This window comes from Duganella sp. BJB476 (assembly GCF_003416895.1).
Lineage (GTDB): Bacteria > Pseudomonadota > Gammaproteobacteria > Burkholderiales > Burkholderiaceae_D > Rugamonas.
Genome location: NZ_QVIO01000002.1, coordinates 235,944 through 261,846, shown reverse-complemented (window position 1 = coordinate 261,846; position 25,903 = coordinate 235,944). Strand labels below are relative to the sequence as shown.

Genomic DNA, 25,903 nt, shown 5'->3' with positions numbered 1-25,903 from the left:
GTGAACATTCCTTAAAATAAAGAAACATTCTATGAAAGCTCACCTTTGGCTTAGCTTAAGATTTGTTTTGTTAAAATCAACACATGCACATACTCATCATTGAAGACGACCTGGACCTGGGCTTTTCGCTGCAGCAGGCACTCAAAGCGGACGGCATCAGCAGCCAATGGCTGCGCCGGGTGGCCGACGCGCCGCAAACGGCGGCCGACCTGGCTTACGACTGCGCGCTGCTCGATATCACCCTGCCGGACGGCTGCGGCCTGGATCTGCTGGCGCGCTGGCGCGCAGCCGGCGTGACGCTGCCGATTATCATGATCACGGCCCGCTCCGCGCTGGACGACCGCCTGGCGGGACTCGACGGCGGCGCCGACGACTTCATCATCAAGCCGTTCGCCATGGCCGAACTGGTATCGCGTCTGCGCGCCGTGTTGCGCCGCTATGCGAAGCAGGCCAGCCAGGTGTGGCAAATCGGCGAATTGCGCATCGAACCACGCAGCTATCAGGCATGGCTGGGTGGCGAGGCGCTGGAGCTGTCGCCGCGCGAATATCATTTGATGCTGGAACTGGCGCGCGAACCGGGTGTGGTGGTCCCCAAGGGCACGCTGGCGCAGCGGCTCGAACCGCTGGGCGATGCGGTCGATTTTGGCGCCATCGAAGTGCATGTCTCTAATTTGCGGCGCAAGATCGGCGCCGATCGCATCCGCACCGTGCGCGGCATCGGCTACATGATGGCGCCGTGATAGGGCGCTTGCGTGCGCTGCTGCGCCCCACCTTGATGCGGCGGGTGAGCCTGACCGTGCTGGCGGCTTTCGCCCTGGTCTGGCTGGTGCTGCTGGCGTTCCTGTATCGGGAGTCGACCAAGAATAGCGAGGTCGACGGATTCCAGCGCAACCGCGGCGAGATTCTGCTTTCGGTGATGGCGAAGATAGCCGACGCCGAACAGGCGCGTTTTGCCATCTCGCTGTATTCCGACCTGATACAGGAGAGCTACAAGCGAACCGGCGTGCCGGACCAGTTCTTCGTGCAGCTGAACGACAGACAAGGCCGCCGCCTGTATATCTCGCCCAATGCCGGCGACGCGAACCTGCGTGGCGATCCCAACCAACTGATCGATATCCCCTGGCATGGCGGCTTGTTGCATGTCTACCGAGGCGATACGCCACGCTGGACGGTGCTGATCGGCGAAAAGCAAAGGGAAAAGGCCATGATGCTGTCCCGTATCAGCGGCGAAATGGCGATCTACATCCTGATCGCCTGTCCATTGGTGCTGGTCCCGGTCTGGTTCGCCGTCACGCGGGGGCTGCGTCCCTTGCGCCATCTTTCGAACACCATCGCGGCGCGCGGCCCGGACGACCTGGAACCGCTGAATGTCGACGCCAAATACGGCGAACTGATACCGGTCACTACCGCCATCGACCGCTTGCTGATACAGCTGCGCACCAAGATGCAGCGGGAGCGCGCCTTCGTGCAGGATGCGGCGCACGAGATGCGCACGCCGATGGCCGTCATCGCGGCGCAGGCCCACGTGCTGGTGATGGCCGAAGGTCCGGAGCAGCAGCGCGCCGCCGGCGAACGGCTCGAACATGCGATCGCGCGCGCCTCGCATTTGGTGCAACAGCTGCTGGACCTGGCGCATATCGACAACGCCGCCCCGGCCGAAGAAAAGGTGCAGGACCTGGCGCAATTGCTGCGCAAGGAGTTGGCCGGTGTGGCGCCGGCGGCGATGGCACGCAATATCGAACTGTCGCTGGAGGCGCCGGACGCCTTGCCTCGCGCGCTGGATACGCATGCCTTCCAGTCCGTGGTGCAGAATCTGGTGTCCAACGCGCTGCGCTATGTGCACGAGGGCGGGGCGGTGGTGGTGGAGCTGTCGGCGCCTGCTGGTGCGCTGCTGCTGTCGGTTACGGACAACGGCCCCGGCATCGCCGAGGCGGAACGCGCGCTGGTGTTTGAACGTTTTTACCGCGTCGCCGGCAGCGACACCGTCGGCACGGGATTAGGACTGGCTATCGTCGCACGCGCCGTCGAACGGCTGCACGGCACGATACGGCTGGACGTGGGACTGGCTGGACGCGGCTGCCGCTTCACGGTCGCACTACCGCAGGGGAAAACGTGGGCAAATTGAAAACCTGGATCTGCGGCCTGGCTGCGGCGTTGCCCGTATTGGCGCAAGCGCAGATCGACTTGAAGGCACTTGATCGTGACATGGCAGGGCCACGGGCGCAGGTGCTCGTGCTGGGCACGGTGCATCTGCGTTTTATGCCGGATGATTTCAATCCGGCTTCATTGAACAGCTTGCTGGATCGGCTGGCGGCCTTCAAGCCGCAGATCATCACGATCGAGCAGGAATCGGGCCTCGCGTGCGATTTGATGGCACGCCACCCTGACAAACTCGGTTCTCCTTATAACTGCGACCCGACGGACAAGGCGAAAGCCGCCAACGGACTCGATCTGCCCACGGCCATCGCGCGAGTGGACCAGACGCTCAAGACCTGGCCAGCGCAACCGACAGCGGCGCAAAGGCGGCAACTGGCGGCCCTGTACCTGGCCGCTGGCAACCACGTCTCGGCCTATGTGCAATGGTTGCAGTTGCCAGATGCCGAGCGTCGCGCGGACGAGCACTTGAATGCTGCGCTGGTCGATATACTGCGACCGTTGGCTGCCCGCAAAGAAGAGAGTTTTCAAGTGGCCGCCCGCCTGGCCGCACGACTGGGATTGCCCGGAGTGGTTGCCATCGACGATCACACGGGCGACAACATTGATGTGGCGGATGGAAAAGCGTACGCCGGGTCTCTCAAGGCGGCCTGGGCGCAAAGGGGGCCGCAGTGGACAGCGTGGGAAAAGCAGGTGCAGGCGTTGAAGAAGGAACCGGACCTTTTGCCGCTGTATCGATACATCAACGACCCCCAACAGCTGCGTCTGGATGCCGACGCCAATGTGGGCATGCAATTGCGCGCCAGATCGCCGGAAGGCTACTCGCAAATGTGGGCGGCCGGCTGGGAAATCCGCAACTTGCGCATGATTGCCAACATCCGGGAGGCGTTCCGTGAGCGTCCTGGCGCCCGCGTGCTCGCCATCGTAGGGGAGTCGCACAAGCCCTGGTTCGACACCTGGCTGGGGCAACTGGCTGGCGTGGACATCGTCGATACGATCGGCGTGCTGAAGTAAACGGACGGGACCGCCGTCCAACTTTCCATACAAGCCCCTCTCGAAGCGTCTGGATTTCGGGATGTTTGCCGCGCCCCGTCAAATGTTTCCAAAATGAATTATATTTAGAATCAAGGACTTGCTTCCGAATTTTTGTTTGTTAAAGGCTGGCACAGCCATTGCTAAGTAGCCCACACCCGCCGGCGCATGCTCTGAGCGGTGATGACAACAAAAACTGGAGAAGCCAAGTGAAAAAGAAACGTCCATTAACACTCTACATCCTGATCGCCATGGTACTCGGCGTGCTGGTCGGCTATGCCTGCCACTACACCTTCCCCGACAAGGCGCTCAGTGCCGACATCGCCAGCCACATCTCGATCGTCACCGACGTGTTCCTCCGTCTGATCAAGATGATCATTTCGCTGCTGGTGTTCTCCACGCTGGCGGTCGGCATTGCCCACATGGGCGACGCCAAGGCGGCCGGCCGGGTCGGCATCAAGGCCATGGGCTGGTTCGTGATCGCTTCGCTGGTGTCGCTGACGCTGGGCATGGTGCTGTCGAACTTCATGCAGCTGGGTTCCCACCTGGGCCTGCCGTTGCCGGCGATCGACGCCGCCACCGGCCTGAAAACCTCGGCCTTCACGCTGAAGGACTTCGTCAGCCACATGGTGCCGAAGTCGCCGATCGAGGCGATGGCCAATAACGAGATCCTGCAAGTGCTGGTGTTCGCCATCTTCTTCGGCAGCGCGCTGAGCGCCATGGGCGAAGCCGGCGCCAAGCTGACCGCCGTGATCGACCAGCTGGCGCAGGTGATGTTGCGCATCACCGGCGCCATCATGAACCTGGCCCCGCTGGCCGTGTTCGCCGCGATGGCCTCGGTCATCACCACCAACGGCCTGGGCATCCTGGCCACCTTCGCCAAATTCATGGGCGGCTTCTATCTCGGCCTGGTATGCCTGTGGGCGCTGCTGATCCTGGGCGGCTTCGCCTTCATCGGCAAGCGCGTGTTCCGCCTGATGGCCCTGATCCGCGAACCTTTCCTGCTGGCTTTCTCGACCGCCAGTTCGGAAGCGGCGTATCCAAAACTGCTGGTGGCGCTGGACCAGTTCGGTGTGCAACGCAAGATTTCCAGTTTCGTGCTGCCGATGGGCTATTCCTTCAACCTGGACGGCTCGATGATGTACTGCACCTTCGCCGTGCTGTTCATCACCCAGGCTTACGGCATCGATCTGTCGCTGGGCACCCAGATCACCATGCTGCTGTTGCTGATGGTGACGTCCAAGGGCATCGCCGGCGTGCCGCGCGCCTCGCTGGTGGTGATCGCCGCCACGCTGAACCAGTTCCATATTCCGGAAGCGGGCCTGCTGCTGTTGATGGGCATCGACCAGTTCCTGGACATGGGCCGCTCCGCCACCAATGCGGTCGGCAACGCTGTCGCGACCGCCGTGGTCGCCAAGTGGGAAGGTGCTTTGGAAGAAGAAGTGGAACAACCTGTCGTCGCCACGATGCGCGCGGCTTGAAGAATAATTAGAGGAGATTGAAAGATGCAAAAGTATGTCATGAGCGCGCTGGCGCTGGGTTTGGTGTCGGCCGTCGCGCAAGCGCAATCGAGTGTGACCGTGTACGGCGTTGCTGACGCCGGCCTGGTGCTGGAACGCGGCGGCGCCGCCGGCAACACGCAGAACGTCAGCAGCGGCGTCGGCTCCGGCTCGCGCATCGGCTTCAAGGGCAAGGAAGACCTGGGCGGCGGCATGGCCGCCGGCTTCGTGCTGGAAAACGGCTACACCATCGACACCGGCGCCGCCGCGCAGGGCGGCCTGCTGTTCGGCCGCCAGGCTTATGTGTGCCTGTCCGGCAAGGCCGGCGCGGTCAGCATGGGACGCCAGTACATGCCGTACTACAAAGCCCTGCGCGATGTGGCCGATCCCTTCGTGACCGGCTTCGCGGGCAATGCGCAGAACGTGTTCTTCCCGAGCACCCGGGTCGACAACTCGGTCGAGTACATCACGCCGCGCTACAAAGGCTTCTCGGCCGACGTGATGTACGGCTTCGGCGAGACGGCCGGCGACAGCGCCAAGAACCGCAGCATCGGCGGCTCCGCCAGCTACGACGACGGCCCGCTGAGCCTGGTACTGGCGCACCATCAGCGCGACAACGCGCTGGCCACCGCCCACACCCGCTACACCATGCTGGCCGGACGCTACCGCGTCGACCACGTGACCGGCCACGCGGCCTACTCGCGCAACCAGGACCTGCTCGGCGTCACCAGCCGCGATGCGCTGCTGGGCGTGAGCGTGGCGGCGGGGGCGGGCAAGTTCCTGGCTTCCTACATCGATCATCGCGACGATTCGGCCGCGCACCAGCGCTCGCGCCAGGCGGCGATCGGCTATCTGCATCCGCTGTCGGTGCGTACCGACCTGTACACTGCGTATGGCCACATCATCAACCGCAACGGCGCCAATTTCCACGTCGGCACGGCGACCGACACCGGCACCGGCACAACCGGATTCAACCTCGGCGTGCGCCATGTGTTTTAATGTGAGCGGATGAAACTACAATAACAACAGGGGAGTTTATGGCAGCAGCAGCGCAGACCGACTTGCCGTCGCGGCCGGGCCGCCGGTTGCTGCGCCGGGTCGCGCCGTGGGTGCTGGTGCTGCTGTGCTGCCTCGCGGTGGCGGTGCTGGCCTGGCGCTGGACCGAAAACGCCGCCACCGAAAAACTGCGCCTGGCCGGTGCGCAGCGGCTCGACAGCTATGCCGTCAGCCTGGAGAACCTGCTGTCCAAATATGACTTCCTGCCCGGCACGCTGGAACTCAACAAGGACGTCATCGCCCTGCTGCAACGGCCGGGCGATGAAGCCGTGCGCGCCGAGGTCAACGCCTACCTGGAGCAGGTCAACCGCCTGTCCCGTTCCACCACCATCTACATCGTCAACCTGCAAGGCCTGACCCAGGCGTCCAGCAACTGGCGCGAGCCGGACAGCTTCGTCGGCGACAACGTGGCCTTCCGTCCCTACGTGCGCGATGCGTTGCGGCGCACGCCGGGCGGTTTCTACGGCGTCGGCACCACGCGCGGCGAGCCGGGTTATTTCTTCGCGCACGGCATTTACCACAACGGCCGCATGCTGGGCGTGGCCACCGTCAAGGTCAACATCGAGACGCTGGAAAACGGCTGGGTGCAGGGCGCCGACAAGGTGATGCTGACCGACGCGCACGGGGTCGTCTTCCTCAGCTCGGTGCAGGACTGGAAGTACCGCACGCTGGCGCCGCTGGCGCCGGAGGTGTTGCAGGAGCTGGAAGTATCGCGCCAGTATTTCTCGCACGCCTTGCTGCCGTTGGGCATGCGCGAACTGCGCAAGCTCGACAGCGGTGCCACCATCGTCGCCACGCCGTCGCCGGCCGAGCATGCGCGCATGCTGAGCCAGACCCGTTCGCTGGCCCCGCGCAAGTGGCAATTCGTCTACCTGTCCGACCTGGCGCCGGCCGAGGCCAGCGCCCGCAACGCCTTCATCTTCACCTGGCTGTCGGAAGCGCTGCTGCTGATGCTGGTGCTGTATGCCCGCCAGCGGCGCCGGCTGGGACGGCAACGCCAGCGTGCGCGCGTGGACTTGCAGCGCGCCTACGACCACCTGGAAACCATGGTGGCCGAGCGCACCGCCAGCCTGCAGCAGATGACGCACAACCTGAGCGAGGAAAACGTCGTGCGTCGCCAGGCCGAGCAGAAGCTGCGGCAGGCGCAGAGCGAGCTGGTCCAGGCGGGCAAGATGGCGGTGCTGGGGCAGATGTCGGCCGGCATCACGCACGAACTGAACCAGCCGCTGACGGCGCTGCGCACCATGTCCGACAACGCCCGCGTGCTGATCGAGCGCGGCCGCCTGGACGAAGCCAAGGACAACCTGACCACCATCTCGCAACTGGTCGGCCGCATGGGCGCGCTGACCGGGCAGCTGCGCCAGTTCGCCCGCAAGGCCGACGCCAGCCTCAAGCCGGTGCCGGTGGCGGCCGCGATCACCGCCGCGCTGTTTTTGGTGGAGCGGCGGGTGGAGCAGGAGCGGGTCAACTTCCGCATGTCGATGCTGAGCCAGGACGTGTACGCGCTGTGCGACAGCAACCGGCTGGAGCAGGTGCTGGTCAACCTGTTCACCAACGCGCTCGACGCGATGGCCGGCTGCGACGTGCGCCAGCTGGCCGTCAGCGTGACCCGCAGTTTCAACAAAGCGATGATCGCCGTCTCGGACACGGGGCCGGGCATACCGGAATCGGTCCGCAGTCATTTATTCGAACCATTTTTCACAACAAAACCGCAAGGGCAGGGCCTCGGCCTTGGACTGGCGATATCCGAGCAGATCATCCGCGAGTTTGGCGGCCAGCTACTGGCCGAATCCACTACCGCGGGCGGCGCCCGGTTTATCATTGAGTTGCCCATTGCGGAGCGGGAGACAGCATGAAAGTATTATTGATCGAAGACGACGCCACCGTGCGCGCCGGCAGCGCCCAGGCGCTGGACCTGGCGGGCATCGAGGTGCAAGCCTTCCACACCGCCGAACAGGCGCTGGCCCTGATCACGCCCGGCTTCGACGGCGTGGTGGTGAGCGACGTGCGCCTGCCCGGCATGAGCGGCCTGGAATTCATGGCCGCCGTCAAAGCCATCGACGCGCAGCTGCCAGTGGTGCTGGTGACGGGCCATGGCGACATCACCATGGCCGTCGGCGCCATGCGCGACGGCGCCTACGACTTCATCGCCAAGCCGTATTCGTCGGAGCAGCTGACCGACGTGGTGCAGCGCGCGATGGAAACCAGGCGGCTGGTGCTGGAAGTGGCCGCGCTGCGCCACCGCATCGCCCACGGCGAGGGCATCGAGGCGACGCTGCTGGGCGATTCGGCCGCGATGCGCGACCTGCGCCGCCTGATCCTGGACCTGGCCGACGAACCGGCCGATGTGCTGATCTACGGCGAGACCGGCACCGGCAAAGAGATGGTGGCGCGCTGCCTGCACCAGTTCAGCCGCCGCCACCAGCGCAATTTCGTCGCGCTCAATTGCGGCGCGATCCCCGAGACCATCTTCGAGAGTGAAGTGTTCGGCCACGAGTCGGGCTCCTTCACCGGCGCGGGCAAGCGCCAGATCGGCAAGATCGAGCACGCGGACGGCGGCTCGCTGTTCCTCGACGAGATCGAAAGCCTGCCGATGGCGCTGCAGGTGAAGATGCTGCGCGTGCTGCAGGAGCGTTATGTGGAGCGCCTGGGTTCCAACAGCCCGGTGCCGGTGGACGTGCGGGTGATCGCGGCGGCCAAGGTCGACCTGAAGGAATGGTCGGACCAGCAGAAGTTCCGCAGCGATTTGTACTACCGCCTGAACCTGATCGTGCTGAACCTGCCGCCGCTGCGCGAGCGGCGCGAGGACATCCCGCTGTTGTTCGAGCACTTCCTGCTGGGCGCAGCCGCGCGCTACAAGCGCAGCGCGCCGCCGGTGCCGGGGCCGCTGATGCAGGCGCTGATGGCGCACGACTGGCCGGGCAATGTGCGCGAACTGCGCAACATCGCCGAGCGCTTCGTGCTGGGATTGTCGAGCGGCGCCGACGGCCTGCTGTCGGCGCGCAGCATGGCGCCGCTGCCGCTGGCGGAACAGGTGGGCTGCTTCGAGCGCGCCGTCATCGAGCAGGAATTGCGCCGGGCCAGCGGCAGCGTCACCGAAGTGAGCACCGCGCTGGGCGTGCCGAAGCAAACGCTGTACTACAAAATGCAGAAGTACACGCTGACGCCGGACGATTACAAGTAGGCTTTAGTTCAACGATCTTTCGCCGGGGCGCAGCGTCAAGACCTGGACACCGTTACGTATCACGGCTACCGTATGTTCGAATTGCGCGGACAATTTTCCGTCCGTCGTAACGACTGTCCAGCCATCGTCTTCGGTATGCACGGCGCGGCCACCCTGGTTAAGCATAGGCTCGATGGTGAACACCATGCCTTCCTGTAGCACCAGGCCGGTTTTTGGTTTTCCCCAATGGAGCACTTGCGGAGGTTCGTGCATCTCGCGGCCTATGCCGTGCCCGCAGTATTCCCTGACGACCGAATAGCCGCTGCGCCGGGCATGCCGCTGGATCGCATGGCCGACATCACCCAGCCTGGCGCCGGGACGGACAGCGTTGATTCCCATCCACATGGCTTCATACGTCACTTGCACCAGCCGCTTGGCCTGGGACGACACATCGCCGACCAGATACGTTTTGCTGGAATCGGCGATGAAGCCGTTCTTCTCCAACGTGATATCGAAGTTCACGATATCTCCGCTCTGCAAGATATCGCCCTGGGATGGAACGCCGTGGCACACCACGCTGTTGGGGGAGGAGTTCAGCGCATAGGCGTAGCCATACTGCCCCTTGCTTGCAGGGCGCGCGTTCAGTTCATTGACGATGAAACGGTCGACAAGATCGTTGACCTGCATGGTGGACATGCCGATCAGGTTCAACTGATCCAACTGGCCGAATACGCTGGCCAGCAGCTTGCCCGATTCCGCCATCAGCGCGATTTCCTCCGGGCGTTTGGTCATGTCGCCACACTACGGCCAACCTGGGTCTCGACGCCTGCGGCCCGGAGTTCCCGCGCAATGATCTCGTTGAAAGTCAGCGTAGGATTCATTTCGCTCAACATGCCCATCTTGATCCAGAAGGCCGCCTGCGCGTTGATGGACCTGCACACGACCGCACTCGCTTTGCGGATCTGGTCGTGCAGGTCTTCGTCGATGTTCACAATGCCCATTTTTTCACCTTATATACGAAACGTATACGAAGTATATATTCATTTCGGCACGATGGTCAATTGGATAAATGAAGTCAGGTCGATCACGCCGAAGCAAACGCTGTACTATAAAATGCAAAAAGTACACGCTGACTCCGGACAACTACAAATAAGGCTTTGATGAAGACCTTGATGTACCTATCGCTGCTCGTCTTGCTCGGAGCAACAGGCGCTGCCGCGAATGCCGCCGCCGTTGCGGTCAAGCCCGGCGTGTTCGCGCCGGGCGTCATCTCGCGCGATGCGCACGAGACAGCGCCCGCCTTTAGCGTCGATGGCACGACCGTCTGGTTTAGCAGCAGTGACGGCACGAGTTCCACGATTCTGGTTTCTCACCTGGTTGAAGGCCGATGGACGACGCCGCAGGTGGCGCAGTTTTCCGGACGCTGGCGGGATATGGAGCCGAGTATCTCGCCTGCAGGCGATTTCCTGATCTTCGTCTCCAACCGCCCGCTTGAACACGGTGGCAAGCCCCTTGACGGTCTTTTCAACAACAAGGTGGCAGTCGAAGGGGGCGGCAATTTGTGGCGGGTTGCGCTCCACGGCGCCGAGTCCGGCGAAGCCGTGCGTCTGGAGGGCGATGTCAACGCCAGCGCCTCGACGTTCGCGCCCAGCATAGTCGCCGATGGCAGTCTCTACTTCATGCGCCCGTCCCGTGAGACTGGCCGCTTCCAGCTGTTCCGCTCTCAATTCAATGCTGGGCGCTACGAGGCGCCGCAAGCGCTTTCGTTTAGCAACGGGGAAGCCACCGACGTCGATCCGGCTGTCGCACCCGATGAATCGTTTATTGTTTTTGGGTCCGGCCGAGCTCCCGCGCGAGGTATCGACCTGTTCATCGCTTACCGCAATTGCGGGCAATGGAGCGCGCCACTGAACCTGGGCACAGACATCAACAGCGCCGGCTCGGACGCCGAACCGCGCCTGAGCCGCGATCATCGAACGCTATTTTTCTCGAGCGAGCGTCGCGCGGGCGTGGCTGGAGCCTCGTGGGACAACGGAAAATACAATATCTGGGAAGTGCCATTCGAGCGGTTTTTGCCGGCAACTCCTTCGACGCTTTGTGATCGATGAGCCGTGCCGGGTCGACAGCAGTCTTTTGCTTGTTACTCGCGTTCTGGCACCGGCACGTTGAAGCCGTTCAGCGTGACCGATACCAGCGCATACAGGCCGACCAGATAGATCAGCTCATTGGCGCCGTGCTGGCCGAAGGTGCTGACCGCCAGGCGGTACAAGGGTTCCGGCAGCGTGCCGCCGCGGCTCAGTGCATAGGCCATGTCATAGGCCACGCTTTCTTCCTTGCTCAGATCGACCGGCTTGACGTCGGCCACCAGCGTGGCCAGGCGTTCGGCCGACATGCCTTCGCGCTCGGCGACGGCGATGTGGGCGTAGATTTCGTAAGCCGCGTTGTAGCTGGCGCCCACCACCAGGATGGCGATCTGCCGCGCGTTGTCGGGTAGCGTGGCGTTGGCGGTCATGGCCAGCGTCAGGTCCCAGATCGCCTTGCCGATGCCCGGCTCGTGCAGCCACGGATTCCAGGGGCCCATCAAAGCGCCGTCTTCGCGCACGGCGATGAAGTCGTTGAAATTGCTGGTGATACCCTTGCGCATATTGTCGTACAGGGTTTTTTGTTCGGGAGTCAGGTCTTGCGGGGCAATCAGGGGCAGGCGCATGGCGGTTCTTTCGTTGGTTGAACGGTCAATCAAGAGAGTAGAAGGGAATCGTCGCGCGCTCTGTACGCTAACGCACCATGAGAAAGGCGCAAGCGGCGCTGGCCAGGGCCGTCATGGCGCACGCCAGTGCGGCAATGTGGAAGGACGCCAGTAACGCCGCGCCGTGCGAACCAAGCACCATGCCCAGCAGCGCGGTGGTGAACAGGCCGCCCGCGCGCGCCACCGCGCTGTTGAAGCCGGAGGCGACGCCGCTGTGGCCCGCGTCCACCGACGACAGCACTGCGGTGGTCAGCGGCGCCACCGCGATCGACATGCCGATGGCGATGACCAGCATCGCCGGCAGCGTGGTAGTCCAGTAGCTGCCGCCGCCGATGCGCATGGACAGCAGAAAACCGGCGGCGACGACGATGGGACCAACCGTCAGCGGCAGCCGCGCGCCGATCTTGCCGGCGATGCGGCCCATCGTCGACGAGGCCAGTGCGATCACCACCGGCAGCGGCAGCAGCGCGGCGCCGGCCATGCTGGCGGAATAGTGGTCGAATTCGATCAGCACGAACGGCACCAGCAACAGCAGGGCTCCCAGCGCGCCGTACAGCAGGAAGGTCATCAGATTGAGGCCGCTGAAACTGTGCGAGGAGAACAGCGACAGCGGCAGCATCGCCTGATCGCCGGCGCGCTGCTCGACCCGCAGGAACACGACCAAGGCCAGCACGCCGCCGGCGATGGTGAGCAGCGGCTGCCAGTCCAGGCTTTTGGCGCCGGAGGCCACCGTCAAACCCCACGTCAGGCCTGCAAGCCCCAGGCTGGCCAGCGCGGCTCCGGGCAGGTCCAGCGCGACCGGCGCCGCACCGTTTTCGTCGCGCAGGTAGCGCAGGCCCAGGTACAGCGCCGCCGCAGCCAGCGGCAGGTTGATGAAGAAGATCGCGCGCCAGCCGATGATGTCGATCAGCCAGCCGCCCAGCAGAGGGCCGAGCGCACCGGCCGCCGCGCCCACCGCCGCCCAGATGCCGATCGCCCGTCCGCGCGCCTCGCCTTCAAAGTGGGTGCCGAGGATGGCAAGGCTGTTGGGCATCAGCAGCGCCGCGCCCACGCCTTGCAGGATGCGCCCCGCCACCAGCAGCGGCAGCGACGGCGCAAAGGCGCACAGCAGTGACGCCAGCGCGAACACGGCCACGCCGATCAGGAGCAGCAGGCGCTTGCCGAATCGGTCGCCGGCCGCGCCGCCCAACAGCAGCAGGGCACTGAGCGGCAGCAGGTAACCGTTCACTACCCACGACAGCCCGGAGCCGTCCGTGCCCAGGCTGCGGCCGATGGCGGGCAGCCCGACATTGACCACCGAACCATCGATGAAGGCCAGGCTGGAGGCGAGGATGGTGGTGGCCAGCACCATGCGCGGATGGTCGACGGTTCGCGTTTGCGGGCATGGCGGGGCCGCCAGCGCGATGGCTTTGTCGCAGCCTGTCTGCGCGCTGGTGTTCATGTGTGCACCAGCGCGCTGTGCAGCGCTTCCCGCTCGCCGGCGGAAGGTTGGTACAGATAGTTGAATTTCCCGGCCACCATGGTCGCCACCGGCAGTCCGTCGCGGAACAGCAGGCGATTGCCGGCCAGCGCGGGTACTTTGTCGCCGGGCAGCAGTGTGCCGCACAGGTTGAGCGGGTCGATGCCTGAGACGCATACCAGGCCGCCATCGTGCTTGCGGCGACGCACGTCGCGCAGCAGCGGGATGGCTTCGGGCAGGGCGAACTGCTCGCCCGACAGGCCGGCGATGAAGCGGCCGCCGCGTATCTCGCCGCGCGCTTCGAGACGGTGGTAGACCGGCAGCAGCTCGCGCCATGAAGGCATCCATGCAGCCTCGCGTTCCAACAGTCGCCAGAACATCACGCCATAGCGGCGCAGCAGCGTCATGGCGATGTGCTCCAGCGTGTCGGGATCGGTGCGCGGTTTGCGAGCCGGCGGCGCGGCTCGGGTGGCGACGGCCTTGCCGATGGTTTTGTCGTCGGCGGGCGAGGGCGCGCTTGGCGTAGCGCGGTCGCCGCCGTTGATTCCTTCGATAGCTGCGGCGATCTCGCTGGCGCGCTCGCGGATCGTCACGCCGTCGCCGCGCCGCACCAGCGCCCAGCGTCCCGCTTCCTCCATGGACGGTGCGGCGCCTGCGCCACGGTGGCGGCGCTTGTCGTTGCTGGCGCGCTTGTTCGCGGGCAGCAGCATGGCGCGCAGGCCGGCAAAGCTGTCGGCGTTGACCAGCCCCGTCGCCACCAGTTCACCCAGCGTGTTTTCCAGTTCCACCGGCAGCAGGCGCGCATCGTGTGACAACTCGTCGAAGAACATGGCGCCGTCGCGCCGCAACGCTTCGAGTACACGGGCGGCGCGCGGCGATACTTCGATCTCGCCGGCCACTGCCGGCAGCGCGTGCCATAAGCCCAGTTGACGGCGCGGCAGCAGCACCAGCGGCGTGTTGCGCACCGGCCCTCCGGCGGCGCTGGGCGGTGCGCCGATGCGCGTCCAAACCAGTTTGCCGTTGCGGCACAGGTCATCGAGCCAGGATTTCGAGTAGTCCTGCATGCGCAGCGACAGCAGGTCGCTTTCCCACGCACCGGCGCCGGCTTCGTAGCCTTCCAGCTGGGCCAGCAGCAGCGGCAGCGATTCCTCGCCTTGCAGCTGGGTGTCCGGCGACAGGTGCTGCCAGTCGAACAGGAAGCGCATGAAGTCCTGGCGCTCCACCGGTTCGATCTCGCGCCGCAGGCTCTTGATGGTGTAGCGGTGGATGCGCGCCAGCAGATGCCGTTCGCACCATTCTTCCGTTTTGGCGCCGGGAGTGAAGCGGCCGCGCATCACATAGCCTTCGCCTTCCAGTTGGGTGAGGGCGATGGTGGCGCTGCTGACCGTCAGGCCCAGCGTGCCGGCGATGGCGGCCACCGGCTGCGGGCCGAAGCCGCTCAGCCGCGCGCGCAGGATTTCGACCAGCGCGGTGTCGGCGGTCCATTCGTTGTCGCTGTCTGCGGGCGGCGCGGACAACGGCGGCGTAGACAGGGCCTGCGGATAGGCCGCCTGCACGCAGGCCAGGCGTTCCAGCGGTACCCAGAAGTCGATGCCGCTTGCCGTCGTTGCATCGCCGCGCAGGCGCGTCGCGCGTCCGCCGGCGGCCAGCGCGTCCAGCCATCCTGTCCAGCCATCGTTGGAAGACGCCTCCGTTTGCGTGATGCAGGCCAGCGACATCAAGGCCTCGTGCATCTCGTCGGCATTGCGCACGCTCGGCCAGGCTTCTTCCGCCACGCTGGCGATGGCGCCGGAATCGAGCGCGCCCAGGTCGTCGGTGGAGGCGGGATCAGTCCAGCGCCGGTTGATGACGGCCTGCGTGCGGCGCTCCTCCAGCGGCGCGTCGTCGAGGAAGGTGTAGGGGCGGGCGTTGAGGATCTCCATCGCCAGCGGCGAAGGCGCCGGCAGGTCGCGCGCGATTAGCGTCACTTCGCCTGCTTCCATGCGGCGCAGCAGGGCCAGCCAACCTTCGCAGTCCATGGCCTCGTGCAGGCAGTCGTCCAGCGTCTGGTCGACCAGGGGATGGCTGGGCAGCTCACGTTCGCCGACGATGTTTTCCAGGCACGCCGCCTGGTCGGGGAAGACGGAGGCCAGCAGGTCATCGCTCTTCATGCGCTGCAGTTGCGGCGCGACTTTACGGCCGCCGGCATAGCGCGGCAGGGCCAGCGCGGTGGTGGCGTTCCAGCGCCACCGCACGTTGAATAGCGGCGCGTCGAGCAGCGCCTGGATTAGTATGTGCTCGGCGGTGGCCGAGCGCAGGTAGCGCCACACCTCGTCCAGCGGGAAGCTGTGCGCGGTCGACAGCGACAGCACGATGGCGTCCTCGGTGGCCGCTGCCTGCAATTCGAAGTTGAAGCTGCGGCAGAAGCGCTTGCGTAGCGCCAGCCCCCAGGCGCGGTTGATGCGGCTGCCGTAGGGCGAGTGCAGCACCAGCTGCATGCCGCCCGATTCGTCGAAGAAGCGCTCCATCACCAGCGTGTCGCGGGTGGGCAGGGCGCCCAGCGCGGCGCGCGAACGGGCCAGGTATTCGACGATCTGGCGCGCGGCGTCTTCGGCCAGGCCGAGATGCTCGAACAGCCAGTCGATGGCGCGTTCGATGGCGGCCGCGCCGTCCGGGGCCGCTGCCAGCTGCCGTTCGACCTCGCCGCGCAGGCGCGCCACGCCCATCGACAGCTCGTCGCTGCGGCCCGGCGCCTCGCCCAGCCAGAAGGGGATGTTGGGCGCCGCGCCATGCGCATCCTCGACCCGCACCTTGCCCGCTTCGACGCGCTGGATGCGGTACGACGTATTCCCGAGTTGGAAGACGTCGCCGGCCAGGCTTTCGACGGCGAAGTCTTCGTGCACCGTGCCGACCATCTGGCCCTGCGGTTCCAGCACCACCGTGTAGTCGGCGTTATCCGGTATGGTGCCGCCGGAGGTGACGGCGGTCAGCTTGCCGCCACGCCGTCCGCGCAGCGCGCCGGCCACCATGTCGCGGTGCAGGTAGGCGCCGCGCACGCCGTTACGGCCGGTGTAGCCTTCGGACAGCATGCGGATCACGGCGTCGTAGCTGCCGCGTTCCAGTTGAGCATATGGCGAGGCGCGGCGCACCATGTCGAACAACTCGTCCTCGCGCCATTCGCGGCAGGCCACTTCGGCGACGATCTGCTGCGCCAGCACGTCCAGCGGCGCGGATGGAATATGCAGCAGGTCCAGCTCATCGCGGCGCACGCAGTCCAGCAGCGCCGCGCATTCGATCAGGTCATCGCGCGAGTTGGGGAATAATCGGCCCTTGGGCAGGCCCCCTACCTGGTGGCCCGAGCGACCGACCCGTTGCAGCAACGAGGCGATATTCCTCGGTGAGCCGATCTGGCACACCAGATCGACGTCGCCGATATCGATGCCCAGCTCCAGCGAGGCGGTGGCGATCAGTATGCGCAGCTCGCCGCGCTTGAGGCGCTGTTCGGCATCGAGTCGGTATTCCTTGGCCAGGCTGCCGTGGTGCGCCGCCACCAGTTCCGCGCCGAGCCGCTCGCCCAGGTGGCGCGCCATGCGCTCGGCCATGCGCCGCGTGTTGACGAACACCAGCGTGGTCTTGTGCAGCACCGACAGCTCCGCCAGTCGGTCGTAGACGCGCTCCCATACCTCGTTGGCCATGACCGCCTCCAGCGGCACCGGCGGCAGTTCCAGGCCCAGGTCGCGCGCGCGCACGTGGCCGACATCGACTACCGCACAATCGCCGCCGGCGCCGACCAGGAACTGCGCCACCAGCGACAGTGGTTTCTGCGTGGCTGACAGGCCTACCCGCACCGGCGGCTGCGCGCACAAGGCGTCGAGTCGCTCCAGGCTTAGGGCCAGGTGGCTGCCACGCTTGCTGCCGGCCACCGCATGGATCTCATCGACGATCACCGTGCGCACGGTCGACAGCATGGCGCGGCCGCTGTCTGAACCGAGCAGCACGTACAGCGATTCAGGCGTCGACACCAGGATGTGCGGCGCGCGGCGGCGCATGGCGTTGCGTTCGGTCTGGGTCGTGTCGCCGGTGCGCACGGCGCTGCGGATGCCGTGGTCGGCCAGTCCCATGGCGGCCAGCTCGCGGCTGATGCCTTCCAGCGGTGCCAGCAAATTGAGGCGGATATCGTTGGACAGCGCCTTCAATGGCGACACGTACAGCACCCGCAGTTCGTCGGGCAGCGGAGCGCCGGCGCTTTCGGCCACCAGCGCGTCGATGGCGGCCAGGAAGGCGGTCAGGGTCTTGCCAGAGCCGGTGGGCGCGGCGACCAGCGTCGGCCGACCGCTCCGGATCAGCGGCCAGGCGCGCCGCTGCGCCTCCGTCTCAGAGGCGAAGGCCGAGCGAAACCATGCCGCCACGGCGGGGTGGAAGTCTTGCCACAGGTCGGCGGCGGTGGGCGGTTTGCGCATCCCGCTATAGTTGGGGATGTCGCGTTGGAAGTCAATCGCCGCCGGCGATGACTGTACTTCCCGGCGACGATGCGATCTGTACTCATATGGAAGGGGCGGCGGCAATTATGCTCTACCTGACGACTTTAGGAGCACCATCGCCATGGATGACAACAAACCAGCCGCCCCCGCGGGCAAGATCGAACCCTACACCCATCCGGCCGCCGGCTGGGGCGCCTTGAAGTATGTGGCGCTCAACCTGCTCAAGGAGCGCGTCAGCGGCGTCAATTACAAGTCGCTGTTCGCGCAGAACCAGCCGGACGGCTTCGATTGTCCGGGCTGCGCCTGGCCGGATCGCGAGCACGGATCCACCTTCGAGTTCTGCGAAAACGGCGTCAAGGCGGTGGCGGCGGAATCGACCAGCAAGCGTGTGACCGACGACTTCTTCGCCCGCCACGCCGTCGCCGAGCTGCTGGAACAATCCGACTATGAACTGGAGCAGCACGGCCGCCTCACCGCGCCGATGCGCTACGACGCGCCCAGCGACCGCTACGTGCCGGTATCGTGGCCGGAGGCGTTCGCGCTGGTGGCGCGCGAGCTCAATGCGCTGGATCACCCGGACCAGGCGGCGTTCTACACCTCGGGCCGGGCCAGCAACGAGGCGGCCTTCCTGTATCAGCTGTTCGCGCGCGCCTACGGCACCAACAACTTCCCCGATTGCTCCAATATGTGCCACGAGGCGACCAGTCGCGGCCTGCCAGGCACCGTCGGCATCGGCAAGGGCACGGTGACGCTGGACGATTTCGAACACGCGGATACGCTGCTGATCTTCGGCCAGAACCCCGCCACCAATCATCCGCGCATGCTGGGCGAGCTGCGCGAATGCGCGCGGCGCGGCGCCACCATCGTGTCGATCAATCCGCTGCGTGAACGGGGATTGGAACGCTTCACCAGTCCGCAGCACCCGGTCGAGATGCTGACCATGTCCAGTACCCCCATCAGTTCGATGTTCATCCAGCCGCGCCTGGGCGGCGACTTCGCGCTGATCAAGGCATTGGCCAAGCGCCTGCTGGAGTTGGATGACCACGCGCTGCTGCATGGCGCCAGGCGTTTGCTGGACGTGGACTTCATCGCCCAGCACACCGCAGGCTTCGACGAGTTCGCGCGGGATTTGCGCAAGGAGAGCTGGCCGCTGCTGATCGAGGAATCCGGCGTGCCGCGCGCGGAGATCGAAAAGCTGGCCCAGGTCTACATCCAAGGCGAACGGGTGATCGCCACTTGGGGCATGGGCCTGACGCAGCATAAGAACTCGGTGCCGACGATACAGATGCTGTCCAATCTGATGCTCATGCGCGGCAATATCGGCCGCCCTGGCGCCGGTCTATGCCCGGTGCGCGGCCACTCCAACGTACAGGGCGACCGCACGGTGGGCATCGAGGAACGGCCGACCGAGGCTTTCCTGGACCGCATGCGCGAGGTTTTCGACTTCGAGCCACCGCGTCATCACGGTTACGACGTGGTAGCCACCATCGCGGCGATGGCGGAAGGGAAGGTCAAGGTCTTCGTCGGCCTGGGTGGTAATTTCGCCGTCGCCACGCCGGATACGCCGCTGACCTTCAAGGCCCTGCGGTCCTGCGAGTTGACGGTGCATGTCGCCACCAAGCTCAATCGCAGTCACCTGATCCATGGCCGCCAGGCGTTGATCCTGCCGACGCTGGGCCGCACGGAGATCGACGTGCAGAACGGCGTGCCGCAAGGCGTCACTGTGGAGGATTCGATGAGCATGGTGCATATCTCGTATGGCATCAACAAGCCGGCGTCGGAGGCGTTGCTGTCGGAGATCGCCATTGTCTCGCATATGGCGGAGGCCACGCTGGGCAGCGGTGCGGGGCGTGGACGGCATGCGCTGGCATGGCCGGCCTACCGTGACGACTACGCGCGCATCCGCGACGATATCGAGCTGGTGTTCGACGATTTCTACGATTACAATGCGCGGATTGCGGTGCCGGGCGGCTTCCACCTGAAGGTGGCCTCGCGCGAGCGCGAATGGAACACCGCCAGCGGCAAGGCGCAGTTTGTGCCGCACCAGGTCGAGCGCGATACGCCGATCGCGCGCGCCCGCATCCGCCAAGGCCAGCGCCTGCTGGTGATGATGACCACCCGTTCGCACGACCAGTACAACACCACCATCTACGCGCTGGACGACCGTTATCGCGGCGTGTTCGGCATGCGCCGGGTGATCTTCATCAACCAGGCCGATATCGATATGCTGGGCATGAAGGCCGGCGACTGGGTCGACGTGCAGAGCGTGTGGGACGACGATGTCGAGCGTCGCGCCGACGGTTTCATGCTGGTGGCCTACGACATCCCGCGCGGCTGCATCGGCGCCTACTATCCGGAGACCAATCCGTTGGTGCCGCTGTCCAGCGTGGCCGACGGCGCCGGCACGCCGACCTCGAAATCGATCCCGGTGCTGCTGTCGCCGGGCGCCATGCCGGCCAACGGCGGGAGGTGAGGTCATGATCGTTCGTCCAACCGGTAGCTGGCTGCGCATGCTGTTCGTCTGGGATGGCTCGGTGCTCAAGTCCATCATCCCGCAGTTGCTGCTGATGCTGGCGATCAGCTCATTGGCGGTGGCGACCGGCGGCCGCATCGACGGCGTCAAGATTCCGCTGGATACGGCGCCGTTTCCGCTGGTCGGCGTCAGCCTGGCGATCTTCCTCGGCTTTCGCAATAACGCCGCCTACGCGCGCTTTGTCGAGGCGCGGCAGATCTGGGGTCACATCCTGATCGCGGCGCGTTCGTTGACATCGCAGGCGCTCAGCTACCTTCCGCAAGAGGACGAGGGCTTCGCCCGCGAGCTGTTCGTGCGGCGCCTGATCGCCTTCGTCTACGCGTTGACGCATCAGCTGCGCGGCACCGATCCCAAGCCGGACCTGGCGCGCTATCTGAACGAGGAGGATATGGTGCAGCTGGGCGGCTTGGACTACATCCCCGTGGCGCTGCTGGACCGCCTGCGCCTGATGCTGGCGAGCGCCGCCCGCCGGGGGCAGGGGCCGGAACAGATGCTGTGGATGCTGGACGCGCAAGTTGGCGAACTGGCGGCGGCAGTCGGCGGCTGCGAACGTATCCGCAATACGCCGATACCCTATCCCTACGGCGTGCTGGTGCACCGCACCGTCTACCTGTACTGCTTCCTGCTGCCTTTCGGCCTGGTGGACGCCATCGGCCTCGCCACGCCGCTGATTTCCGTGTTTGTCGCCTACACGCTGTTCGCGCTGGAGGCGATCGCCCAGGAGATTTCCGAACCCTTCGGCACGGCCCCGAACTGTCTGGCGCTGCACGCGATGACGCGCAATATCGAACGATCGTTGCTGGAGCAGTGCGGCCTGGCCAAGCCCGAGCAGTTGGCGCCCTGCGCGCGCTACAACATCAACTGAGGCGCGGTGCGGTCAGTTCGGCGGCCAGTTGGCCCAGCATCCGTACCGCCGCCTCCACCTCGGCATTCCAGGGATAGCTGTAGTTCAGGCGGATGCAATGCTGGTAGGCGTCGCCGGTGGCGAACATATTACCGGCGCCGACGCTGATGCCGCGCTCCTGCGCCCTGGCATACAGCTCCAGCGCGCGTACCGCGGGCGGCATGGTCACCCACAGCAGATAGCCGCCGGCTGGTTGCGATACGCTGGTCTCCGGCGGGAAAAAACGCAGCACGGCGGCGGACATGATGCTGGCCTGCTGCGCGTAGGCCTTGCGCAGTTTGCGCAGATGGTAGTCGTAGCCGTCGTTCTTCAGGTATTCGGCGATGGCCAGTTGCGGCAGCGCGGCGGTGTTGAGCGAGTTGAGGAACTTGAGCTTTTCGACCTGCGCGCGGTAGCGGCCGGGCAGCGTCCAGCCGATGCGGTGGCCGGTGTCCAGGCTCTTGGAGAACGAATTGCAGTGCAGGACCAGGCCGCGCGTGTCGTACTGCTTCAGGGAGCTGGGATGGCTGTCGCCGTAATACAGCTCGTGATAGACATCGTTCTCGATCGCCGGCACGTTGTGCCGCGCCAGCATCTCCACCAGCGCGCGCTTGCGCTCATCGTTCATCAGGAAGCCCAGCGGGTTCTGGAAGTTCGGCATCAGGATGCAGGCCTTGACGCCTTGCTCGACGATGGCGCGTTCCAGCGCCTCGACGTCGATGCCGTGTACAGCATCGGTGACGATCTCCAGCACCCGCATGCCCATGCGTTCCAGCGCCTGCAGCAGCGCGTAGTAGGTCGGCGACTCCACCGCCACCAGGTCGCCCGGCTGGGCCACCGCTTGCAGGCACAGGTTGATCGCCTCGGTAGCGCCGGTGGTGATGATGATTTCGGCCGCGTCCACGGTCAGGCCGTTCTCGAGATGGCGGCGGGCGATCTGGCGTATCAGTTCGGGATTCCCGGGCGGCAGGTCGGACAGCAGTTGATTCTGGCCGCCGCGCCGGGAGATGACGCCGGCGTGGTAGTTCAGCCGCGCCCACGGGAAGGGTGTCGGGTCGGGGAAGGGCGAGCCGAGCGGAATGCTGCCTTGGTCGATGGAGCGCAGCGTCGTCAGCACCAGCGTGCTGGTATCGAGCGCCGGCGCGCGCGCCAGGTCGGACGGCGACAAGGGACCTGGCGAGGCGTTGACCCGCGCGGCGCCATCGGGCCGGCGGCGCACAAAATAGCCGGACTGCGGCCGCGCTTCAATGACGCCACGGCTCTCCAGCAGCAGGAAGGCGCGGATCACCGTTGAGATGCTCAACTGGTGGTGCTGGGCGGTCTGGCGCACCGACGGTATGCGTTCGCCTTCGCGCAGCACGCCTTGTGCGACCTGGCCGGCGATGGCGTCGGCCAGCGTTTCGTAGAGTTTCGCGGTTTTCATAGGTGGCAGCGTAACGGAATCCGCGCGCGGCTGCCACTTTACCTCGACCTGACGGTGCGCGGGTGTGGCTATTTGAGCTGTACCCGTTGGCCGCTGCTGCTGGATGCTTCGATCTTGTCGATCAGGTCGTGCATCACCAGCGCATCGGCAAAGGTGGGCGCCAGCCGGGTGCCGTCCTGCACGTCGCGCGCGTAGGCCGCGTACAGATTGGTCAGTTCCAGCTGGCTGCCGCCCAGCTCATTGGCAGGCAGCCAGTTGTACAGGTCGGGGATCGGCAGCACGCGCAGCGGCTGGGCATCGCCTTGCGCGCCTTCGATAACGTTGAAGGCGTTGCCGAAGCTGGTGTGGTTGGAGATTTTCAGGTCACCTGTGGAGCCGGTCAGGTCCAGCTGCCAGCCGAAATTATTGCGCTTGCCCGCTTCCAGATGGGCCGTCAGCACGGCGCCGTTGGCGAAGCTGCCGCTCACCACCACCTGGTCGGCCAGCGTGTGCGGCAGGATTTCGCCGGATTCGATCAGCGTCACTTCCTTGAACTGGTTGACGGCCAGCGCGTGGATGCTGTCCGGATGGCCCGTCATGGCGAAGACGGCGTCGAAGAAGTGGCCGCCGTAGATCGACAACAGACTGGAAAAATTCTCGCCCGGGACGGTGAAGTACAGCGATTGCAGGCGCTGCTTCTGGAAGTACTCGACGCTGACGTGCAGCCGCACCGAGCGCAGCTCGCCGATGTAGCCGTCGCGCAGCAGGTCGCGTACGTAGCGGTAGTCCGGGCCGAGGCGGCGTTGCAGGCCGACGATGTGACGCACGCCCGCGCGCTCGGCCAGCGCCATCAATTCCTGCGACACCGCCTTGCTCGGCGTGAGCGGCCATTCGCTGTAGACGTCCTTGCCGGCGGCGATGGCGGCACGTATCGCCTGCTCGTGGCTCGGTGCTGGATTGAGCACCAGTACCAGGTCGACTTCGGGATGAGTGACCAGCGCCTCCAGCGAGTTCACAGCGTACTTGATGCCGTGCTGCGCGGCGACCGCGTCGGCCTTTTCCTGGCTGCGGCTGAAGATCGCGCTGATCTCGTACTGCGGCAGCAGCTTGAGCGACGGGATATGGCCATACTCGGCCCAGGTGCCGGCACCGACGATGCCGACGCGGATTTTTTGAGTGCTGTTCACTGTGACTCCTTTGATGATGGCCCGAATCAGGCCGGGTTGAGTTTTGAGTTAAGGGCGCGGCGACCGTTGGCCATGGTTAGCGCCAGTGCCGCCAGCATGCTCAAGGCGCTGACGTAACCCAGGTCGGCGACGCCGCTGCAGGTGATCGTCAACGAGCCCAGGCCGGCGCCCAGCGAGAAGCCCAGGTACATAAAGGAGGCGTTCAACGACAGCACGACAGGCGCGGACTTCACGCCGGCCAGGCCGACCAGCGTGGTTTGCTGGGCGGGGTAGTAAGCCCAGTGCGCGATGCCCCAGGCGATGACCGCGACCACCACCGGCACAATCTCCCAACTGCGCGGCAGCAGGTGGGCGCTGGCCGAGAGCAGGGCGAAGCTGATCGCCGCCGCCGTCAACGCCGGCAGGATCACGGCGCGCGGGCCGTGGCGGTCGATCGCCTTGCCGCTGATCGCCAGTCCCAGCGCTGCGGACACGCCCCAGGCGAACAGGATGTAGCCGATCTGCGCGCCGTGCAGCGTGGTGGCGCTGGCGACGAACAGCGCCAGATAGGTATAAGTCGTGTAGCTGGCCATGGCCCACAGCGTGGTGGCCATCAGCGTCAGGAGGATTGCCGGTTGGGCGGCAGTCTGTACGCGCTCCTTCAACGTGGCCGTGGCGAGGCCCGCGCCTATGCCGCGTGGAAGGCCGAACGCCAGGCCGGCCGTCGCCAACGCGGACAAGGCGGCGACCGCGCCGAAGGTGATGCGCCAGCCCATGCCGTCTCCGATCATCGCGCCCAGCGGCACGCCGAAGGCGATGGCCAGCGACAGGCCGCCGTTGACGATGGCAATGGCGGTGCCGCGCCGCTCCGGCGCGACCACGGCGCTGGCCAGCGCGTTGGCGCCGGGGACGTACAGTCCGGCGGCAAACGCCAGCAGTACCCGTGCCGTCATCAGCTGCCAGTAGTCCTGTGCGGACCAGGCGGCGACGTTGGCGAGTGCGAAGGCGCCCATCGCGACGATCAGCAGGGTGCGCCGGCTGACATAGCTGGTCAGCGCGGTGAGGATGGGGGAACTGAGGGCGTAGGCGAGGGCGAACACGGTGACCAGTTGGCCGGCTGTGGCGACGCTGACCGCCAGGTCGGCCGCCATGCCCGGCAGCAGGCCGGCGATCATGAAGCTTTCAGTGCCGACGGCAAAGGTGCCCAATGCCAGCCAGATGAGAGGGCCGTTGCCGGCTATGTGCTGCGGTGATTGCGGTGCCATGATGTACTCCGAATAGTGCGATGAACCCAGTGTGGGGCCATACCATTCAGAGATAAACAGGCTGAAGTTCCTAAGATATCGGACAAATTGTTCCGATATCGGGCGTGCGTCGCTAGATGCGCATGTTCTGCACTACGTAATCGATGAACACCCGCAGCTTGGGCGAGGCGTAGCGGCTGGCCGGCCACAGCATCGAAAACGTCACCGTCTGCTCCATGTAGTCGGCCAGGATGATCTGCAGGCGGCCGTCCTTCAGTTCATCCTCGACGATGAAGGTGGGCAGGAAGGCGATGCCTTCGCCCTGTAGCAGCGCGTAGGTGATCGCTTCGATGGTGCTGCACGTCATGCGCTCCTTCAGCTGCGGTTCCTGCTCGTCCGCCGCCAGCTTGAACGGCCAGCGTTCGATGCGGCCGGTGGCGGGGAACTTGTGCAGCAGGCAGTGGTGTTGCGCCAGTTCGCGCGGATGCGACGGTGTTCCGTGCCGGGCCAGATAGGAGGGCGAGGCCACCACCACCTGCGGGCAGGCGCCGATGCGGCGCGAGGCCAGGCGCGAATCGTGATGGGTGCCGGTGCGGATCACGGCGTCGTAGCCTTCTTCTATGATGTCGACCATGCGCTCGGATAGGTCGATTTCCAGCGCGATGTCGGGATAGCGGCGCATAAAGCCGGTCAGCGTCGGCATCACCAGGCCGGTGAGCTGCGGGGTGCTGACGCGCAGGCGGCCGCTGGGCGTGCCGGACAACTCGGACAGTTCGGCCTCCGCCGCCTCCACTTCGCTGAGGATGCGCCGGCAGCGTTCCAGGAACAACGTGCCCTCGGCGGTCAGCGTGATGCTGCGGGTGCTGCGATGGAACAGCCGCACCGCCAGCCGCTCCTCCATGCGTGCGATGCCCTTGCCGACGGCCGAGGAGGACACGCCCAGCTGCGCGCCGGCCTTGGTGAAGCTGCGCGTCTCGGCGACGGTGACGAACATCGAAATGCCGCTCAGGCTGTCCATAGGGGGACTCTCGTTGAATAGGCTATTGCGGAAGTATCTGTCCGATATCTTGGGAATTGCAAGCTATTTTTCTTTCGATGGCCATCCC

At 65.4% G+C, this 25,903-nt stretch carries 19 protein-coding genes; 10 read left to right on the top strand and 9 right to left on the bottom strand.

All coding sequences use genetic code 11. The annotated features are described in order from the left end of the window. Window positions 1–83 precede the first annotated feature (83 nt). From D0T21_RS10630 to D0T21_RS10600, 7 genes are all read left to right on the top strand, one after another. Window positions 84–740, top strand: coding sequence for a response regulator transcription factor (locus tag D0T21_RS10630; RefSeq protein WP_116989865.1), 657 nt, complete (start codon window positions 84–86; stop codon window positions 738–740). After that, window positions 737–2,125 (top strand): HAMP domain-containing sensor histidine kinase, encoded by a 1,389-nt coding sequence (locus D0T21_RS10625; RefSeq protein ID WP_147328088.1) that lies wholly within the window; start codon window positions 737–739, stop codon window positions 2,123–2,125. The genes D0T21_RS10630 and D0T21_RS10625 overlap by 4 nt, the downstream gene beginning before the upstream one ends. Continuing rightward, window positions 2,113–3,168, top strand: a complete 1,056-nt coding sequence (locus tag D0T21_RS10620; protein ID WP_116989867.1) for a DUF5694 domain-containing protein — start codon at window positions 2,113–2,115, stop codon at window positions 3,166–3,168. The genes D0T21_RS10625 and D0T21_RS10620 overlap by 13 nt, the downstream gene beginning before the upstream one ends. Before the next feature lie 227 nt (window positions 3,169–3,395). Beyond that, window positions 3,396–4,667, top strand: a complete 1,272-nt coding sequence (locus D0T21_RS10615; protein WP_116989868.1) for a dicarboxylate/amino acid:cation symporter — start codon at window positions 3,396–3,398, stop codon at window positions 4,665–4,667. Window positions 4,668–4,691: 24 nt separating this feature from the next. Next, window positions 4,692–5,684, top strand: coding sequence for a porin (locus tag D0T21_RS10610; protein ID WP_116989869.1), 993 nt, complete (start codon window positions 4,692–4,694; stop codon window positions 5,682–5,684). 38 nt (window positions 5,685–5,722) lie between these two features. After that, window positions 5,723–7,597, top strand: a complete 1,875-nt coding sequence (locus D0T21_RS10605; protein WP_116989870.1) for an ATP-binding protein — start codon at window positions 5,723–5,725, stop codon at window positions 7,595–7,597. Continuing rightward, window positions 7,594–8,925 (top strand): sigma-54 dependent transcriptional regulator, encoded by a 1,332-nt coding sequence (locus D0T21_RS10600; RefSeq protein WP_116989871.1) that lies wholly within the window; start codon window positions 7,594–7,596, stop codon window positions 8,923–8,925. Before D0T21_RS10605 ends, D0T21_RS10600 begins: the two co-directional genes overlap by 4 nt. A gap of 3 nt (window positions 8,926–8,928) precedes the next feature. Here D0T21_RS10600 and map read toward each other — a convergent pair whose 3' ends face one another. Together map and D0T21_RS10590 are read right to left on the bottom strand one after the other, a co-directional pair. After that, complete coding sequence (gene map, locus D0T21_RS10595; protein ID WP_116989872.1) at window positions 8,929–9,696, bottom strand: type I methionyl aminopeptidase; 768 nt, start codon at window positions 9,694–9,696, stop codon at window positions 8,929–8,931. Then, a complete protein-coding gene (locus D0T21_RS10590) occupies window positions 9,693–9,905 on the bottom strand; it encodes a ParD-like family protein (protein ID WP_116989873.1) in 213 nt (70 codons plus the stop codon). Before D0T21_RS10590 ends, map begins: the two co-directional genes overlap by 4 nt. A gap of 159 nt (window positions 9,906–10,064) precedes the next feature. Here D0T21_RS10590 and D0T21_RS10585 point away from each other — a divergent pair, with 159 nt between their 5' ends. Further along, entirely contained in the window at window positions 10,065–11,012 is a 948-nt protein-coding gene (locus D0T21_RS10585) for a PD40 domain-containing protein (RefSeq protein WP_116994398.1), read from the top strand. A 32-nt stretch (window positions 11,013–11,044) separates the two neighbouring features. On the opposite strand, the gene D0T21_RS10580 is transcribed toward D0T21_RS10585, so the two are convergent. The 3 genes from D0T21_RS10580 to D0T21_RS10570 all read right to left on the bottom strand — a co-directional run bounded on the left by D0T21_RS10580 (window position 11,045) and on the right by D0T21_RS10570 (window position 17,548). Then, complete coding sequence (locus tag D0T21_RS10580; protein ID WP_116989875.1) at window positions 11,045–11,611, bottom strand: carboxymuconolactone decarboxylase family protein; 567 nt, start codon at window positions 11,609–11,611, stop codon at window positions 11,045–11,047. Between the two features lie 67 nt (window positions 11,612–11,678). Then, on the bottom strand, window positions 11,679–13,091 hold the full coding sequence (locus tag D0T21_RS10575; protein WP_116989876.1) for an MFS transporter: 1,413 nt from the start codon (window positions 13,089–13,091) through the stop codon (window positions 11,679–11,681). Then, a complete protein-coding gene (locus D0T21_RS10570) occupies window positions 13,088–17,548 on the bottom strand; it encodes a DEAD/DEAH box helicase (RefSeq protein ID WP_116989877.1) in 4,461 nt (1,486 codons plus the stop codon). Before D0T21_RS10570 ends, D0T21_RS10575 begins: the two co-directional genes overlap by 4 nt. A gap of 142 nt (window positions 17,549–17,690) precedes the next feature. Here D0T21_RS10570 and D0T21_RS10565 point away from each other — a divergent pair, with 142 nt between their 5' ends. Together D0T21_RS10565 and D0T21_RS10560 are read left to right on the top strand one after the other, a co-directional pair. Further along, window positions 17,691–20,042 (top strand): FdhF/YdeP family oxidoreductase, encoded by a 2,352-nt coding sequence (locus D0T21_RS10565; RefSeq protein WP_116989878.1) that lies wholly within the window; start codon window positions 17,691–17,693, stop codon window positions 20,040–20,042. A 4-nt stretch (window positions 20,043–20,046) separates the two neighbouring features. Further along, window positions 20,047–20,967: a bestrophin family protein gene (locus D0T21_RS10560; protein ID WP_116989879.1), complete on the top strand. Its 921-nt coding sequence runs from the start codon at window positions 20,047–20,049 to the stop codon at window positions 20,965–20,967. On the opposite strand, the gene D0T21_RS10555 is transcribed toward D0T21_RS10560, so the two are convergent. From D0T21_RS10555 to D0T21_RS10540, 4 genes are all read right to left on the bottom strand, one after another. After that, window positions 20,960–22,408 (bottom strand): PLP-dependent aminotransferase family protein, encoded by a 1,449-nt coding sequence (locus tag D0T21_RS10555; protein WP_116989880.1) that lies wholly within the window; start codon window positions 22,406–22,408, stop codon window positions 20,960–20,962. The genes D0T21_RS10560 and D0T21_RS10555 overlap by 8 nt on opposite strands. A 68-nt stretch (window positions 22,409–22,476) precedes the next feature. Further along, the gene (locus tag D0T21_RS10550) at window positions 22,477–23,574 is read right to left on the bottom strand and encodes a Gfo/Idh/MocA family protein (RefSeq protein ID WP_116989881.1); all 1,098 of its coding nucleotides are present in this window, start codon (window positions 23,572–23,574) and stop codon (window positions 22,477–22,479) included. Between the two features lie 26 nt (window positions 23,575–23,600). Continuing rightward, window positions 23,601–24,818 carry an MFS transporter gene (locus D0T21_RS10545; RefSeq protein WP_116989882.1) on the bottom strand — a complete coding sequence of 406 codons (1,218 nt, stop codon included), beginning with the start codon at window positions 24,816–24,818 and terminating at the stop codon, window positions 23,601–23,603. 112 nt (window positions 24,819–24,930) lie between these two features. Next, a complete protein-coding gene (locus D0T21_RS10540; protein WP_116989883.1) occupies window positions 24,931–25,815 on the bottom strand; it encodes a LysR family transcriptional regulator in 885 nt (294 codons plus the stop codon). Window positions 25,816–25,903 lie beyond the last annotated feature (88 nt).

Bases quoted from the DNA above. Each gene is read 5' to 3' on its own strand.
- D0T21_RS10590 (WP_116989873.1), bottom strand. From the start codon at position 9,905: ATGGGCATTGTGAACATCGACGAAGACCTGCACGACCAGATCCGCAAA.
- D0T21_RS10600 (WP_116989871.1), top strand. From the start codon at position 7,594: ATGAAAGTATTATTGATCGAAGACGACGCCACCGTGCGCGCCGGCAGC.
- D0T21_RS10545 (WP_116989882.1), bottom strand. From the start codon at position 24,818: ATGGCACCGCAATCACCGCAGCACATAGCCGGCAACGGCCCTCTCATC.
- D0T21_RS10585 (WP_116994398.1), top strand. From the start codon at position 10,065: ATGAAGACCTTGATGTACCTATCGCTGCTCGTCTTGCTCGGAGCAACA.
- D0T21_RS10610 (WP_116989869.1), top strand. From the start codon at position 4,692: ATGCAAAAGTATGTCATGAGCGCGCTGGCGCTGGGTTTGGTGTCGGCC.
- D0T21_RS10580 (WP_116989875.1), bottom strand. From the start codon at position 11,611: ATGCGCCTGCCCCTGATTGCCCCGCAAGACCTGACTCCCGAACAAAAA.
- D0T21_RS10565 (WP_116989878.1), top strand. From the start codon at position 17,691: ATGGATGACAACAAACCAGCCGCCCCCGCGGGCAAGATCGAACCCTAC.
- D0T21_RS10605 (WP_116989870.1), top strand. From the start codon at position 5,723: ATGGCAGCAGCAGCGCAGACCGACTTGCCGTCGCGGCCGGGCCGCCGG.
- D0T21_RS10570 (WP_116989877.1), bottom strand. From the start codon at position 17,548: ATGCGCAAACCGCCCACCGCCGCCGACCTGTGGCAAGACTTCCACCCC.
- map (WP_116989872.1), bottom strand. From the start codon at position 9,696: ATGACCAAACGCCCGGAGGAAATCGCGCTGATGGCGGAATCGGGCAAG.
- D0T21_RS10630 (WP_116989865.1), top strand. From the start codon at position 84: ATGCACATACTCATCATTGAAGACGACCTGGACCTGGGCTTTTCGCTG.
- D0T21_RS10555 (WP_116989880.1), bottom strand. From the start codon at position 22,408: ATGAAAACCGCGAAACTCTACGAAACGCTGGCCGACGCCATCGCCGGC.
- D0T21_RS10560 (WP_116989879.1), top strand. From the start codon at position 20,047: ATGATCGTTCGTCCAACCGGTAGCTGGCTGCGCATGCTGTTCGTCTGG.
- D0T21_RS10575 (WP_116989876.1), bottom strand. From the start codon at position 13,091: ATGAACACCAGCGCGCAGACAGGCTGCGACAAAGCCATCGCGCTGGCG.
- D0T21_RS10540 (WP_116989883.1), bottom strand. From the start codon at position 25,815: ATGGACAGCCTGAGCGGCATTTCGATGTTCGTCACCGTCGCCGAGACG.